We start from the raw sequence: 15,599 nt of genomic DNA on the forward strand, positions 1-15,599 counted from the left end.
CCAGCATGGAAGCGGATTTCTGGCAGACACGGTGGGCGAACAACCAGATCGGATTTCATGAAGGCAAGACCAATTCCTTCCTCGCCACATATTTCGACCGGCTCGCCCTCGCCCCTGGGGCGCGGGTGTTCGTGCCCCTGTGCGGCAAGACGCGCGACATCTCCTGGCTGCTCGCGCGTGGCTTCAAGGTGGCGGGCGCCGAATTGAGCCCGCTCGCCGTGGAGCAATTGTTTGCGGAACTCGGCGTGACACCCACCATCACCGCCGCCGGCCCCCTGGTGCGCCACAGCGGCCCCGCCATCGACATCTTCCAGGGCGACATCTTCCAGCTCACGGGCCAGATGCTCGGCCCCGTCGATGCCATCTATGATCGCGCGGCGCTGGTGGCGCTGCCGGCGCCCATGCGCAGCAGCTACACGCGCCACCTCATGGACATCACCGGCACGGCTCCGCAATTGCTGATTACGTTCACCTACGACCAGTCGGCGGTCGATGGCCCCCCCTTCTCCGTGACCCCCGAGGAGATCCGCACGCATTATGCGGCCGCCTACAACGTCGATCAGCTCGCGGGCGTCCCACTTCCGGGCGGCCTGAAGGGCAAGTACGACGCGACCGAAAACACCTGGCTCCTGCGCACGCCGGCTGCTGCGCACCCCGACCGAAGCGGACCCGGCCGCGACGCGTGACGAAACCGCCTGAGACCAAAGGCCTATGAGCTTGACCCATGGGCCTTTGGAACAGCCTGCGCGGTGCTTGAGCGGACCCACTCGGCACCGGTCAAAGACCGGGGCCGATGGTATCAGACGAAGGGTCCGTGAGCCGGGCTCATGGACCCTTCAATCAAGCGCTCGGCGCCGGGACCGCGCCGGAGGCGCCTTTTACAGCCGCGTCCAGATGGTCTTCAGGTCGGAATACTTCTCCAGGGCATGCAAGGACTTGTCGCGTCCGAAGCCGGACTGCTTCACGCCCCCGAAGGGGGTGGTGATGTCGTCGGCGTCGAAGCAGTTCACATAGACGACGCCCGCTTTGAAGCGCCGCGCCACCTTGTGGGCCACTGCCAGATCCCCGCTCCAGACCGAGGCGCCGAGGCCGTAGACGGTGCCGTTGGCGATCTCCACCGCCTGGTCGAGCCCGTCAAAGCCGATCACGGAGAGGACCGGGCCGAAGATCTCCTGCTGCGCCAGAGATGAAGCCGGCGCCACGTCGTCGAACACGGTCGGCGCGACGAAGGCGCCGCCGGTCTGCTGAAGCACCGCCCCGCCGCCGGTCACCAGCCGCGCGCCCTCTTTCACCCCGCGATCGATGGCGGACAAGATGCGCTGCTGATGCTCCCGGCTCACCACCGCGCCCGCCGGGGCCGCCGGATCGAGCGGATCGGCCGGCATCCAGCGCGGCGCGAGGGCGGCGATGCGCGCCACCAGCTCGCCGCGGATGCGATTGTCCACCAGCAGCCGCGACGCCGCCGTGCACATCTCCCCCTGATTGAAGAAGATGCCGCCGGCCACCGCCTCGGCCACCGCATGGAGATCCGGCACGTCATGGGCGACCACCACCGCGGTCTTGCCGCCAAGCTCCAGATAGACCCGCTTGAGATTGCTGTCCGAAGAATAGCGCATGAAGTAACGCCCCACCTCGGTGGAGCCGGTGAACGCCAAGGCGTCCACATCCATGTGCAGGCCCAGCGCCTTGCCGGCCTCGACGCCGAGCCCCGGCACCACGTTGAACACCCCGTCCGGAATGCCCGCCTCATGGGCCAGCTCCGCCAGGCGCAAAGCGGTGAGGGGCGATTCCTCCGCCGGCTTCAGCACCACCGAATTGCCCATGGCCAGCGCCGGCGCCACCTTCCAGGCGGCCATGATCATGGGGAAATTCCAAGGCGTCACGCAGCCCACCACCCCCAGCGGCTCGCGCAGAATGAGGGCGAGATTGTCGCTCGTGGTCGGCGCCACCTCGCCATAAACCTTGTCCGCACACTCGCCGTAATAGGCGAAGCAGTCGGCGGCGGCGCGCACGTCCACCGCGCGGGCGTCCGAAATCGGCTTGCCCATGTTGAGGGTCTCGGTGAGGGCCAGCTCGTCGCGGTGGGTGCGGATCAGCTCGGCGAAGCGCTGCAGCGTGCGCTTGCGCTCCAGCGGCCGCTGACCGGCCCAGCGGCGATCCTCGAACGCCCGGCGGGCGGCGACGACGGCCCGGTCGATGTCGATGGCGTCGCCGGCGGCGACTTCGGCCAGCACCTGCCCGGTGGCCGGGTTCACCGCGCTGAAGGTGCGCCCCGACGCGGCCGGCGCGAAGGCACCGTCGATGAAGGCCTGGGTACGAAAGGGGGGATGCTCCACGGATTCCGCGGTCGCGGTCATGATGGCTCCTCGGCCACGAGATGGGCCTCGCCCCGAAACTGGCGTGCCGCCGCCGCCGGCGTCAAGGCGGAGCGCCGATCTCCGACTTCATTCGCCGGCAAATCGTCACCCCGGAAGACACAGCTTAGGCCGACGGCGCACAGGGTCTCAGCGGCGCAAAATCGCGAGGCATCAAGCTGCACGATCGAGCACGGCCACAACATCCATTTGCCGGCGCAGTTTAAATTTCCGTTCATTAATCAATGAAACGTAAATGGTCGGCCAAGGCACGCACCCCGCGCGCATCCTGCCCACGCCTCGCCTGCACCCCTGCGGCCGCAGCCTTCGGCGGGGGTGCGGCGCGGGATTCCGGCTCAGCCGCGCGGCTCCGGCGTGTCGCCGTCCTCATCCTCGTCGGCGACGACGGGAATGGCATAGGCGCCCGAAAGCCAGCGGTTGAGATCCACGTCGGCGCACCGCTTCGAGCAGAACGGGCGGTATTTTTCCACCTGCGGCTTACCGCAGATGGGGCACGGCTTCCCGGCGACCGGCTTCGGCGTATCGCGCCCGTCGGTATCGTTCATTGGGCGCGCTCCACCCAGCCCTGACGCACCGGATAGCCCTCGCCCGCCAGCAGCCCCACGGTCTCGATCAGCGGCAGCCCGACCACATTGGTGTAGGAGCCGACGAGCTTCACCACGAACGACCCCGCGATGCCCTGGATGGCATAACCGCCCGCCTTGCCGCGCCATTCGCCGCAATCGAGATAATCGGTCATCTCGTCCCGCGACAGACGCTTGAAGCGCACCCGCGTTTCCACGAGGCGGATGTGGTCGCGTCCCTTCCCATCCACCACGCACACGCCGGTGAAGACCCGGTGGCTGCGTCCCGACAGCAGCCGCAGGCACTCTTCCGCCTCGTCCCGAAGCTCGGGCTTGGGCAGGATCCGCCGGCCCACCGCCACCACCGTGTCGGCCGACAGGACGATGGCATCAAGCCCCGCCTCCTGCGCCCGCGCGGCCACCAGCCGGCCCTTCTCGCCGGCGAGCCGCTGGGCCAGACGACGCGGCAGCTCGCCGCGCTCCGGGGTCTCGTCCACGTCGGCGGGCATCAAGAGCTCCGGCTCGATCCCCACCTGATTGAGCAGCGCCAGCCGGCGCGGGGAGCCCGACGCCAGAACAAGCTTGGGTTGATCGGTCAAAACCATCTCCTGATACCGCCAATGCTGCAACGGCGCCGCCCGGCACCGCCCGCCGCCACCATTGCGCCGACACGCTCTAATGGAAAGCACGGGCGCTGTGAACGGCGGAATGCCGCCGCCGGCCGTGACGCCGGCCCCATCGGCTCACGGCCCCGTCGGCTCACGGCCCCGTCGGCTCACGTCCCCGTCGGCTCACGTCCGCGCGAGCGCGGGTTGCGGCTCCGGCGCGACCCGCGGCAGAAGGATGATCGTCAGCGTGCCGCGGGGCGCGGACGGGCGCGGGCTGACGACTTCGATCCGCCCGCCGAGCAGCTCGGTGACGATCTGGTGCACGATATGCAGTCCGAGCCCGGTGCCGCCGCCGCCCCGCGCCGTGGTGAAGAACGGCTCGAACACATGCGGCAAAGCCTCGGGCGGAATGCCGACGCCATCGTCCTCCAGCTCGATGCGCACATGGTCCGGTCCCTCGGCCCGCGCGGTGATCCACACCGTGCCGTGCCGGCCCTCGGCAAAGGCGTGCTTCAACGCATTGCCGAGAAGATTGGACAGCACCTGCTGCAAGGGTCCGGGGTAGCTCTCCATCTCGATCCCGCCCGCGAGCGCGCAGACCAGGGCGACCCCCCCGCTCGCATCCCATTTGCGCAGGCGGGGGTCGGCATCGAGAACGGTCTCGGCGAGGTCCATGGCACGGCGCGCCACCGTGGCGCGGTCGAGCGCCACCTGCTTGAAGCGCCGCACCAGATCGACGCAGCGGCGCACCGCGTCCTGGGCCAGCGCCAGGTCATCCCGGTCCGACGCGATGAAGGCATCAAGATCGGAGCGCCGCAGGCCGGCGGTCAACCGGCCTTCCAGCGTGGACACCGCGTCCCGGGCGCGGCTGAGACTCAAATTGGCGACCCCGAGCGGCGTGTTCAGCTCATGGGCCACTCCGGCCACCATGAGCCCCAGCGACGACAGCCGCTCCGCCCGCGCGACCTCCTGCTGCACCTCGGCCAGATGACGGCTGGCGTCGGTGAGCGCGGCATTGGCCGTCTTCAGCGCACGCGTCTGTTGCGCGTCCCGCTCAAGGCCCGCGGCCAGGCGCACGCCAATGACGGACACCATGGCCATGAGCACGAGCGCCAACACCGACAGGATGATCTTGGCCGCCGTCTCGCCCCCCGCCCCGGGGACGCCATCCATCCGGATCAGCAGATACAGATGGGTTCCCGGCCCGCCTACGATGCTGGCCTCCCGCGCCGAGATCAGGCCTTCCCCGAGATCGAGCCGGTGGAACAGCCAATGCGTGTCGCCGGCGTCAACCTCTCCCGCGCGCGCGGCCCCCATCGCCGCCCAGAGCCTGGGGTCGTCATGGGCCAGAGTGGCATCGGGGCGGCCACGCTGCCAGGCCCAGTCCTGATCGGCGGAAGGCCCCATGATCCAATAGCCGTCAGGATTCGCCATCAACAGCGAGATGCGGGGATCGGTGCCCGCCACGCGCCGGATCCGGTCGAGCAGGGCCTGAGCGGCATAATTGATGACGACGATGCCCCGGCGTTCGCCCGCGATCTGTAATGGCGTCGCCACCCGCAGCATGGGGCGGAAAGGCTCCTCCACCACCTCGTGCTCCACGTTCAGATCGATGGCGGAATAATAGATCCCCTTCATGGGCAAGGCGTCGGCCTCCCGAAAATAGGCACGAGCCGACTTGTCCTGGAGTTGATCGGGCGGAATAAGAGCGATCATCCTGGCGCGCTGGTCCACGCGCAACCGCTCCCGCCCCCTCTGATCGATCCAGCGCACCTGATCGTAATCGGGCGAGCTGGCGGCGAAGCTCAGGAAGAGCCGGCCCCCGATGCCTTCCGGCCGCAGCTCGTCCTCGGGGAGCTGCCCGGTGAGGGCGCCGAGGAACAGAATGTCGCGTCCCAGCCGATCGAGAACCCGCCTGATGAGATCCTCGCCCCCGCGCAGGATATCCGCGCCGCGCGCCGCCCGCGCGTCCCGGTAGCCAGTCTCGATCTGGAACCAGAGCAGTGGCACCCCAACCGCCACCACAAGCACCCAGGGTCCGAGGAAAATCCCCACCCGCCGCCGCTGTCGATAGACGATGCCGACCGCCCGCTTCCCCTGCTCCAGCACGGCCTTCACCCGCTGCACCGGCCCCCCGCGCGCGGCTGGCGCCTCACCGGCTGCCAAGGCGGGCCACCAACGCGTCGAGCGGCTCCGGCCGCGCGAACAGAAAGCCTTGGGCCAAATGGCAACCCTGCTCGCGCAGCCACACCGCCTGCCTTTGTGTCTCCACCCCTTCGGCCAGCACCTGGATCTTCATGCGCTGGCCCAGACGCACCATCATTTCGGTGATGGAGGTGTCGCTCCCGGGATCCCCCAGAGGGGTCACGAACGACCGGTCGATCTTGAGCTTCGCCGGATGCAGCGCTTGCAGCAGCGTGAGCGACGAATAGCCCGTGCCGAAATCGTCGATGGCGAGGGGAAACCCCATCTCCTTCAAGCGATCGAGCACGCCACGCGCGGACTTGTGATGCTCGACGGCGATGGATTCCGTGATCTCAAGCTCGATGGTCCGCGGATCGACCGCGAAGGCCTTGCAGCAGGCCGCGGCCTCCTGGGCGAACTCGGCCCGCGCCAGCTGACGCGGCGACACGTTGACGGCCAGGGTGAGCCTGAAGCCCGCCGCGACAAGGGTCCTCTGCGCGGCGCACGCCTGGCGCAGGATGCGCAGTCCCAAGGGTACGATCAGGCCATTGGCCTCCGCGATGGCGATGAACTCACCCGGCGGGATCACCTGCCCGTCAGGCCGGGTCCAGCGCGCGAGCGCCTCGGCGCCGACCACGCGGCCCGTGGCCAATTCCACCTGTGTCTGAAACACCACGCCGATCTCGTCGCGCTGCAACGCGTGGTACAAATCTCGGGAAAGCCGGAAGCGACGCGCCACCCCGGCATCAAGGTCAGGCTCGTAATCGAGCGTCAGCCCGCCGCCGAGCACCCCCGCGCGCTTCAGCAGCAGCAGCCCGACCGCCAGCACGTTCGGGGCCGTGCCATCGGCATGATCGAGATCGAGCCGCGCCGAATCGACGCCGATGAAGGGCGCCGCCGCCTCGTCCGGTCCATCCTCAATGTCGCGCAGCAGTTCGGGACGGACCAGGTCCGCCGGTCCCAGCACCGCGAAGGTGTCCTCGTGGAGGCGCGCGAGCATGCAGGGCGGCGGGAACAGGCGCTGCAGACGCCCCACCACCGCCTTCAGCATCTCATTGCCCTGCGCCACCCCGAGCGACACGCAACTTTCCGAATATTGGTCGAGATCCAGCAGCAGCAGCACCCGATTGCGCGGCAGCGGCAGGTCCAGCGCCTGCTCCACCGCCCGGCGCAAGGCGTTGGCATTGGGAATGGAAAGCAGCGGATCCTCGAACGCCAGCCGGTCCAGGCGGCTGGAAAGGGCCACATTGGCGAGCCCGGTGGCGATATTGGCAACGAACACGCCGAGCAGTTCCCGCTCGGTCCGGTCCAGCGGGCGGCCGGTGGCGAGATAGGCCGCCGTATGCGCCGTCTCCGGTTCGTTGCCGGAAAAGAAAAGGACCTGACAGTCTTCGTTTTCCAGCGACGCCTGATTGGCGAGCGCGGTCTCGATCAGGCTGCGGATGCGGCCATCCCCAAGGCTGGCGAGGGCGCCTCCAAGAGCCGCCTGAAACCGTCCGGCCGCCCCGATGATGGTGGCGCCCGCGCCCCTTTCCCCCCGCACGCACACCAGCCCCTCCGCGGTGACGCCGAAGAGGCTTGAAAGCTCGAGAATCATGCGGCAGGCGAAATCCTCGAAGCCGCGGGCGCGCGACAGCGCGTTGCTCGCCTCCACGATGCCCTGAAGCCCGCGCCGCGCGCGATGAAGGGCGCGGATCTGCTCCCAGGTTCGCAGATTGCCCACCAGGATCGAATGCAGGCGGGCGTTGCTGAGCTCCGTTTTGAGCCAGTAATCCGAAATGTCCAGGAGTTCCAGGGACGGCCGCATAGGCGCCATTCCGGGCTGTCCGGTGACCAGAACAATACGCACCTGCGCATTGCCCATCGCCTCGCGGATGTAGCGCACCAGCCGCAGGCCGGCATCGTCGCTTTCCATCATCACATCGAGCAGGACCAGGGCGATGTCGGGGCGTCTTGCGAGAACTTCGGCGGCCTGGGCCGCCGACCGGGCGGTGTTGAACTCGATCTGCGCATCACGGTAGCGGAAGTCGCGCAGCGAGAGTTCCAGCGACCGCTGAAACGCAGCATCGTCATCGACGCTCAGAACCGCAATGCACGGTTTCGCACTCCCGCGCGCCGTCTCTTCGCGGGGCGCCTCGTCCGAGAATGCGAACAACGGATCTTGATCGCCGGAAAGACCGAGGTCGGTCTGCATGCTGCCCTCCCTCGAGGCGATGAGAGGCCAAAGTCACGACTTTTGAACGATTTCGATACAGCTTAGAACTGCAGACGAGCCTCTGACAAGCCCCGCGTTGCGCCCACGCTCGATCCCCGCCGCGGCTGATCCGCGGCGGTAGCCCGTGCACGGGAAGGGGCGTGTTGCGAAACCGGCGGCGCGACCGCCGATCACGCGTCGTCGGACTTCTGCGGCGGCTGCGCGGCAACGAGCGAGGGTTCGGCCGCCTCGTCCTCCGCGATGGCTTCCAGCACCTCGCCTTTCGCCGCGCGATGACCGGCGATGAAGCCGATCACCACCAATTGCAGGAAGTGGTAGATCATGATCGGCGTGATGATGAGCGAGAGCTGCGGCGAGGTGCCGAACATCACCTTGGCGATGGGCAGGCCGGTCGCCAGCGACTTCTTGGAGCCGCAGAACAACACCGCCGTGGTGTCCGCGTGGTTGAAGCCCACCAGCCGGCAGAACAGGGCGATCAGCACATAGACCACCGCGAACAGCAGGCCCACGCCGGCGATCATCTCGATCAGCAAGGTGGGGCTCTGCCCGCTCCAGACGCCGGCGGCGACGCTGTCGCAGAAGGCGTTGTAGACGATGGCCAGGATCACCGCGCGATCCGCCACCTTCACGATCACCTTGTGCTTCTCCACCACCGACAGCAGCAGCGGCCGCACCAATTGCCCCGCCACCAGGGGCAGGATGACGATGATGACGAGCTTCAAGATCACGTCGCCCAACGCCATGGAACCGCCGGTGGCGTGCAGGTACCAGGCCATCAGCAGCGGCGTGACGAACACGCCGATGAGCGAGGAGACGGAGGCGTTGAAGATGGCCACCGCCACGTTGCCCTTCGCCAGCGACGTCATGGCCACCGACGACGACACGGTGGACGGCAGCGCCGCCAGAAAGAAAAAGCCGATGCCCACGTCCTCCGGCATCAGCCGGCTGAGCACCGGCATGGCCAGCACCACCACCAGCGGAAACAGCCCGAAGGTCGCCAGCTGCACCACCAGGTGCAACTGCCAGCGCGTGGCGCTTTCCAGCAGCCGGCGGGTGGCCAGCGAAATGCCGTAGAGGAAGAAGATGACGCCGATGCCCCAGGTGGCGGCGCGGTCCGCATGCAGGATGCCACCCGTCACGCCTGGCTGAGGCCAGATGAGGGCAAGGACAACGACGACGACGAGGGCGGGCAGGAAGGGATCGATTTTGATGCGCGCGGACATGGACCTGGGGCAGACGTCGTGAGAGTTCAGGAATTGGAGCGTGGCGCCCCCGCGGCCTGGGCGACCTTCCGGGAACGACGCCTCGACCGTTCTCTTTGGCTGGCTTGCTGATGCCTTCGCGCCGGCCCGACAGACCGGGCCGCGTGCAGGCCAGACAACCACGCCACGGAACTGTACCTCCGCGGCGCGGCCCAAATTGATCCGCGTTTTGATCCCGGTCAACCGACCGCAACGCTCGCCGCTGGGGAATGCACCCGCTTGCCGCGCCCCTCCCCGGAAATCCCGACGCCGTCCCCCGCTCCCGGCGCCCCCGATCTCCGCTGGCGCGTTCATGTCCACATGGGCGTTCATGTCCACATGGGCGTTCATATCCCAAAGGTCCGCCGCAAAGGCTTGTGGTCCCGTGGTTTGCCGGCTATGGCCGCGCCGTCGGCTGGAAAGACGGCCGGCGGACGGTCGCTTGCGAGAATTGTGTCGTTCGCCGGGCCGGGTTAAGAGTTTAAAAAAGCGTCGCGCCCAAAGATCGTGCAGGTCAATTTGCAGGCGCCGCGTTCCGGAACAGAGGGGTCTAGCGGCGGATGGACATCTTCCTCCAGCAGCTCATCAACGGATTGACCCTCGGGTCGATCTACGGCCTGATCGCCATCGGCTACACGATGGTGTTCGGCATCATCGGCATGGTGAACTTCGCCCATGGGGACGTGTTCATGGTGAGCGCCTTCATCGCGCTCATCTGCGTGCTGCTGCTCACGACCGTGGTCGGCATCAGCTCCATCTTCCTGGTGCTGGCGATCACGCTGGTGGTGGCCATGGCGTTCACCGGGCTGGTGAGCTGGGCCATCGAGCGGCTGGCCTATCGCCCGCTTCGCGGCTCGTTCCGCCTCGCGCCCATGATCTCCGCCATCGGCATGTCCATCTTCCTGTCGAACTTCGTGCAGGTGGCCCAGGGCCCGCGCAACAAGCCGCTGCCCCCCATGGTGCCGGACGTGATCGTGCTGATGGAGCGCGACGGCTATCAGGTGACCCTCGCCTACAAGCAGATCCTCATCATGGCGGTCACCGCCGGCCTGCTGTTCGGCTTCTGGTGGCTGGTGCAGAAGACGCCGCTCGGGCGGGCACAGCGCGCCTGCGAGCAGGATCGCAAGATGGCCGCCCTGCTCGGCATCAACGTGGACCGCACCATCTCCCTCACCTTCGTCATCGGCGCCGCCCTCGCCGCCGTGGCCGGGGTCTTGTACCTCATGTATTATGGCGTGGTGAATTTCGCGGATGGCTTCGTGCCGGGGGTGAAGGCCTTCACGGCGGCGGTGCTGGGTGGCATCGGCTCTTTGCCCGGAGCGGTGCTCGGGGGCCTTCTCATCGGCCTCATCGAAACTTTCTGGTCCGCTTATTTCTCCATTGAATACAAGGATGTTGCGGCCTTCTCCATCCTCGTCGTGGTGCTCATCTTCATGCCCCAGGGCCTGCTTGGCCGACCGGAAGTGGAGAAGGTGTGATGGCGCCCCACAGATCGGACCTGTGGGAACGCGAGGACACGCCGCCGGAGACCACGCCCGCGGCGCCTCCGGTCCCGCCGGCACCGGCGGCGGACGCGGTGGTTCTGCCGGCCATCAAGGACGCGGTGGCTTCCGGCGTCATCACCGGCCTGCTGCTGCTGCCGCTGGTGGGCTTCCGGGCGACGGAATCGGGGTCCGGCCCGCTGACCCTCACCTATCGATTCGGCCTGGTGGCGGTGTTCGCCCTGCTGGTCGCGGGGTTGCGGCTGGTGCTGAACCTGACCCTGTGGCGACCGGGACGGAAAATCCGGGACAATCGATCCGCCGGGCTGGCCGCCCTGTCGGCGAAGGTCGCGCCGGCGGCGCGGCCGGCTTTCTTCGCGCTGGCGCTGCTATATCCCCTCCTTGCGGTCACGCTCTCGGGCGGTCTGTCGCCGAGCCGCTATTGGGTGGATCTCGGCATCTACATCCTCACCTATGTGATGCTGGGTTGGGGGCTCAACATCGTGGTGGGCCTCGCCGGGCTCCTCGACCTCGGCTATGTGGCCTTCTACGCGGTGGGCGCCTACACCTTCGCGTTATTGTCCACCAGCGTGCCGCTGAACGCCTTCTTCGACGCCCATGTGGCGGAAGGCTTCTGGGCGTCGTGGTCGTTCTTCGTGTGCTTACCGATGGCCGGCATCCTGGCCGCCTTGTGGGGCGTGATCCTGGGCTTTCCGGTGCTGCGGCTGCGCGGTGACTATCTCGCCATCGTGACGCTGGCATTCGGCGAGATCATCCGCCTCGTGCTCATCAACTGGGTGTCGCTCACCAATGGCGGGGCGGGCATCTCCTCCGTCCCGGCCATCACCTTCTTCGGCGTCCCCTTCAACGGCAATGACGACGGCTTCGCCGCCCGGTTCGGGCTGGACTATGATTCCATGCACCGGATGATCTTCCTGTATTTCATCATCCTGGGGCTCGCGGCGCTGACCGCGCTCGTCACCATCCGGCTGCGTAAGATGCCCGTGGGCCGCGCCTGGGAAGCCTTGCGCGAGGACGAGATCGCCTGCCGCTCGCTGGGCATCAACACCACGCTGACCAAGCTGACGGCATTCGCCACCGGCGCCATGTTCGGCGGCTTCGCCGGGGCGTTCTTCGCGGTCCGGGTGCGGTTCGTCTCTCCGGAGAGCTTCACCTTCATGGAATCGGCGGTGATCCTCGCCATCGTGGTGCTCGGCGGCATGGGCTCGCAGATGGGGGTGGCTGCGGCGGCGATCCTGCTCATCGGCGGCATGGAGATGCTGCGCAACCTCTCCTTCCTGAAAGCCAGCTTCCTGTTTGGCCCGGATTTCGACCCCTCGCTCTACCGCATGCTCATCTTCGGCTTCGCCATGGTGGCGGTGATGGTGTGGCGCCCGCGCGGCCTTGTCGCCAACCGCATGCCCACCATCTTCCTGAAGCAGCGCAAGGCAGTGTCCGGGGCGCTGGTGAAGGAGGGCCACGGCTGATGGCTGCGGCGTCCTTCACCCCCAAGGTGCCGAAAAGCTGGGATCGCGACCCGCTTTTGAAGGTGGACCACCTCTCCATGCGCTTCGGCGGGCTGGTGGCGGTGGGCGACGTGTCGTTTCGCGCCGGGCGTGGCGAGGTCACGGCGGTGATCGGCCCCAACGGCGCCGGCAAGACCACCGTATTCAACTGCATCACCGGCTTCTACAAGCCCTCCACCGGCCGCCTGGCCCTCATGCAGGGCGGCCCGGCCACCATGGCGGAACTCGACGCGCTCACCGCCGGGGGCCGCGCCTGGGCGAAGACGGCGGCGGGCGCCACCTATCTGCTCGAGCGCCTGCCGGACCACAAGGTGTCGTCGCGGGCCAAGGTGGCGCGCACATTCCAGAACATCCGCCTGTTCTCCGGCATGACGGTTCTGGAAAACCTTCTGGTGGCGCAGCACATGTCGCTGACGCAGGCCGGGCTCATCAATCCCGTGGCCCTGCTCAACCTGCCGTCGTGGCGCCGCAAGCAGAAGGCGGCGCTGGAGCTTGCCCTGTACTGGCTGGACAAAATCGGCCTCACCGCCCGCGCCGACGATCCCGCCGGCGACCTGCCCTATGGCGACCAGCGCCGGCTGGAGATCGCCCGCGCCATGTGCACACAGCCCGTCCTTTTGTGCCTGGACGAGCCGGCCGCGGGCCTCAACCCCCGCGAATCCCACGAGCTCAACACCCTCTTGCGCGCCATCCGCACCGAGCACCAGACCTCCATTTTGCTCATCGAGCACGACATGAGCGTGGTGATGGAGATTTCCGACCACGTGGTGGTTCTGGAATACGGCCGCAAGATCGCCGACGGCGCGCCCGGCGATGTGCGCAACGACCCCAAGGTCATCGCCTCCTATCTCGGAGTCGAGGACGAGGCGGAGGCGGTCGCCGTGACGGGGGTGCCGGCATGAGCGCCACCGCCCCGGCCACCCCCCTGCTCGCCGTGCGCGGCGTGAAAACCTATTATGGCAACATCATCGCCCTGAAGGGGGTGGATGTGGACATTCACGAGGGGGAGATCGTCACCCTCATCGGCGCCAACGGGGCCGGCAAGTCCACGCTGATGATGACCATCTGCGGCGCGCCCCAGGCGCGCGACGGCACGGTGCGCTTCGCCGGGCGCGACATCACCCGCCTGCCCACCCACGAGATCATGCGCCTGCGCATCGCCCAATCTCCCGAGGGCCGGCGCATCTTCCCGCGCATGAGCGTCTACGAAAATCTCCAGATGGGCGCGGCGCTGGAAGGCGGCAGCCATTTCGCGGCGGATCTTGAACGCATGTTCGAGATGTTCCCGCGGCTCAAGGAGCGCATCCATCAGCGCGGCGGCACCCTTTCCGGCGGCGAACAGCAGATGCTGGCCATCGCACGCGCCCTCATGAGCCGGCCGCGCCTGCTGCTGCTCGACGAACCCTCCCTCGGCCTCGCGCCGCTGGTGGTGCGCCAGATCTTCGACGCCATCCGCCTCTTGAACGAAACCGAGGGCCTCACCGTGTTCCTGGTGGAGCAGAATGCCTATCACGCCCTGAAGCTGGCCCATCGCGGCTATGTCATGGTCAACGGCGTCATCACCATGAGCGGCACCGGCGCCGACCTTCTGGCCCGGCCCGAGGTGCGATCGGCCTATCTGGATGGGGGGCACTGAAATGACCCGCGATCCGGGCCGCCCCTCTTCGCCCCTGCTCCTTGGTCCACTGGCCGTGCTGGTCGCGTTCGCCCTTGCGGTGGTGCTGTGGCCGCAGACGGTGATGGGCACCTCGCTGGGCGACTTCCTGCTCGTGTCGCTGGTGCTGGGCGGGGGCGCCGCGTGGCTCACCGGCAAGGCGGTGGCCCGGGCCTGGGGGCCCCTGTTCCACCTCGCCCTCTATTGCGTGCTGCTCGCGGCGGCGGTGCGCTTCTGCCATTTCGCATTGTTCGGCGACGAGCTGTTCGCGCCGGTGACGTCCGTGGCGGAAGTCCTGTTCCTGGCCGCGGTGGCGGCGCTGGGTTTCCGGTCCGTGCGCAAGCGGCAGATGAGCGTGCAATATGGCTGGATGTTCGTTCCCGCCGGCCCCTTGAGCTGGCGCCGGCAGGACAGCGCGGACGCCGACGGGCTCAAGGCGCCGTGAGCCCCATCGACACACCTATCAATTGCGGCACAATGGCCCGCACCAGGATTCCAGCCGGACCAAACCCAGGATGGCGGTCCGACACACGAGGGGAGAGATGAGATGAGGAAACTCTTGTTGGCGTCGCTCGCGCTCGGCGCCGGCCTCGCCTTCGCGGCCGGTGCCCAGGCTCAGGTGAAGATGGGCGTGGGTGGCCCCATGACCGGCGGCGCCGCCGCCTTCGGCGCCCAACTGAAGACCGGTGCCGAGCAGGCGGTGGCGGACATCAACACCCAGGGCGGCATCCTCGGCCAGAAGGTCGAACTGTCCGTGGGCGACGACGCCGGCAAGCCGGAACAGGGCAAGTCCGCCGCCAACAAGTTCATCTCCGACGGCGTGAAGTATGTGGTCGGCCACTTCAATTCGGGCGTCTCCATCCCGGCCTCCACCGACTATGAAGAAGCCGGCGTGCTGCAGATCAGCCCCGCCTCCACCAACCCCACCTTCACCGATCGCAAGATGTGGAACACCTTCCGCACCTGCGGCCGTGACGACCAGCAAGGTTCCGTGGCCGGCGACTACATCGTCAAGACGTTCAAGGGCAAGAAGGTCGCCATCGTTCACGACAAGACCCCCTACGGCAAGGGCCTCGCGGACGAGACCCAGAAGGCCATGAACAAGGGGGGCATGAAGGAAGTTCTCTATGAGGGCATCAATCCGGGTGAGAAGGACTATTCGGCCCTTGTCTCCAAGCTGAAGGCCAATGGCGTCGATCTCGTTTATTACGGCGGCCTGCATCCAGAAGCCGGCCTGATCGTGCGCCAGATGCGCGACCAGGGCATGAATACCATCCTGTTCGGCGGCGACGGCATCGCCGACAAGGAGTATTGGACCATCGCCGGCCCCGGCGCCGCCGGCACGCTGATGACCTTCGGCCCCGATCCACGCAACAATCCGGCCGCCAAGGACATCGTCGCCGCCTTCAAGGCGAAGGGCATCGATCCCGAAGGCTATGTGCTGTATTCCTATGCGGCAACGCAGGTCATCAAGCAGGCGGCCGAAGCGGCCAAATCGCTGGATACCAAGAAGATCGCGGCGGAAATCCACTCCGGAAAGGTGTTTGACACCGTGCTCGGCCCGCTCTCCTTCGACAAGAAGGGCGACATCACCAAGCTCGATTATGTGGTCTATGAGTGGAAGGACGGCGCCTACAAGCAGCTGTGATCCATCCTTGATCCGCCCCGGAAAAGCCCGCGCCCCAAGCGCGGGCTTTTTTGTGGCGGATTGGCCGTCACGCCATTGGCCCCGGTCTTCGCGCGGCGCCGGAG

At 67.3% G+C, this 15,599-nt stretch carries 13 protein-coding genes; 7 read left to right on the plus strand and 6 right to left on the minus strand.

Annotation, left to right across the window (positions count from 1 at the left end):
* The first annotated feature begins 5 nt into the window (after positions 1-5).
* Entirely contained in the window at positions 6-686 is a 681-nt protein-coding gene (gene tmpT, locus HUW53_RS16220) for a thiopurine S-methyltransferase (RefSeq protein WP_237346803.1), read from the plus strand.
* A 192-nt stretch (positions 687-878) separates the two neighbouring features.
* On the opposite strand, the gene HUW53_RS16225 is transcribed toward tmpT, so the two are convergent.
* The 6 genes from HUW53_RS16225 to HUW53_RS16250 all read right to left on the minus strand — a co-directional run bounded on the left by HUW53_RS16225 (position 879) and on the right by HUW53_RS16250 (position 9,168).
* Positions 879-2,357 (minus strand): aldehyde dehydrogenase, encoded by a 1,479-nt coding sequence (locus HUW53_RS16225; protein WP_237346804.1) that lies wholly within the window; start codon positions 2,355-2,357, stop codon positions 879-881.
* 353 nt (positions 2,358-2,710) lie between these two features.
* A complete protein-coding gene (yacG, locus tag HUW53_RS16230) occupies positions 2,711-2,920 on the minus strand; it encodes a DNA gyrase inhibitor YacG (RefSeq protein WP_237346805.1) in 210 nt (69 codons plus the stop codon).
* Entirely contained in the window at positions 2,917-3,537 is a 621-nt protein-coding gene (locus HUW53_RS16235; RefSeq protein ID WP_237346806.1) for a Maf-like protein, read from the minus strand. The genes yacG and HUW53_RS16235 overlap by 4 nt, the downstream gene beginning before the upstream one ends.
* 192 nt (positions 3,538-3,729) lie before the next feature.
* A complete protein-coding gene (locus HUW53_RS16240) occupies positions 3,730-5,712 on the minus strand; it encodes a sensor histidine kinase (protein WP_237346807.1) in 1,983 nt (660 codons plus the stop codon).
* Positions 5,699-7,924, minus strand: a complete 2,226-nt coding sequence (locus HUW53_RS16245) for a GGDEF/EAL domain-containing response regulator (protein ID WP_237346808.1) — start codon at positions 7,922-7,924, stop codon at positions 5,699-5,701. Before HUW53_RS16245 ends, HUW53_RS16240 begins: the two co-directional genes overlap by 14 nt.
* A gap of 191 nt (positions 7,925-8,115) precedes the next feature.
* Entirely contained in the window at positions 8,116-9,168 is a 1,053-nt protein-coding gene (locus tag HUW53_RS16250) for a bile acid:sodium symporter family protein (protein ID WP_237346809.1), read from the minus strand.
* A 578-nt stretch (positions 9,169-9,746) separates the two neighbouring features.
* Here HUW53_RS16250 and HUW53_RS16255 point away from each other — a divergent pair.
* The 6 genes from HUW53_RS16255 to HUW53_RS16280 all read left to right on the plus strand — a co-directional run bounded on the left by HUW53_RS16255 (position 9,747) and on the right by HUW53_RS16280 (position 15,495).
* The gene (locus HUW53_RS16255) at positions 9,747-10,664 is read left to right on the plus strand and encodes an ABC transporter permease subunit (RefSeq protein WP_237346810.1); all 918 of its coding nucleotides are present in this window, start codon (positions 9,747-9,749) and stop codon (positions 10,662-10,664) included.
* A complete protein-coding gene (livM, locus tag HUW53_RS16260; protein ID WP_237346811.1) occupies positions 10,664-12,154 on the plus strand; it encodes a high-affinity branched-chain amino acid ABC transporter permease LivM in 1,491 nt (496 codons plus the stop codon). Before HUW53_RS16255 ends, livM begins: the two co-directional genes overlap by 1 nt.
* Complete coding sequence (locus tag HUW53_RS16265) at positions 12,154-13,095, plus strand: ABC transporter ATP-binding protein (protein WP_237346812.1); 942 nt, start codon at positions 12,154-12,156, stop codon at positions 13,093-13,095. The genes livM and HUW53_RS16265 overlap by 1 nt, the downstream gene beginning before the upstream one ends.
* On the plus strand, positions 13,092-13,829 hold the full coding sequence (locus tag HUW53_RS16270) for an ABC transporter ATP-binding protein (protein ID WP_237346813.1): 738 nt from the start codon (positions 13,092-13,094) through the stop codon (positions 13,827-13,829). Before HUW53_RS16265 ends, HUW53_RS16270 begins: the two co-directional genes overlap by 4 nt.
* A 1-nt stretch (position 13,830) precedes the next feature.
* On the plus strand, positions 13,831-14,292 hold the full coding sequence (locus tag HUW53_RS16275) for a DUF6867 family protein (RefSeq protein WP_237346814.1): 462 nt from the start codon (positions 13,831-13,833) through the stop codon (positions 14,290-14,292).
* A 102-nt stretch (positions 14,293-14,394) separates the two neighbouring features.
* Positions 14,395-15,495 (plus strand): branched-chain amino acid ABC transporter substrate-binding protein, encoded by a 1,101-nt coding sequence (locus tag HUW53_RS16280; RefSeq protein WP_237346815.1) that lies wholly within the window; start codon positions 14,395-14,397, stop codon positions 15,493-15,495.
* Positions 15,496-15,599: the final 104 nt, after the last annotated feature.

Origin of the sequence: Xanthobacter agilis (assembly GCF_021730435.1) — a bacterium.
GTDB lineage: Bacteria > Pseudomonadota > Alphaproteobacteria > Rhizobiales > Xanthobacteraceae > Xanthobacter > Xanthobacter agilis.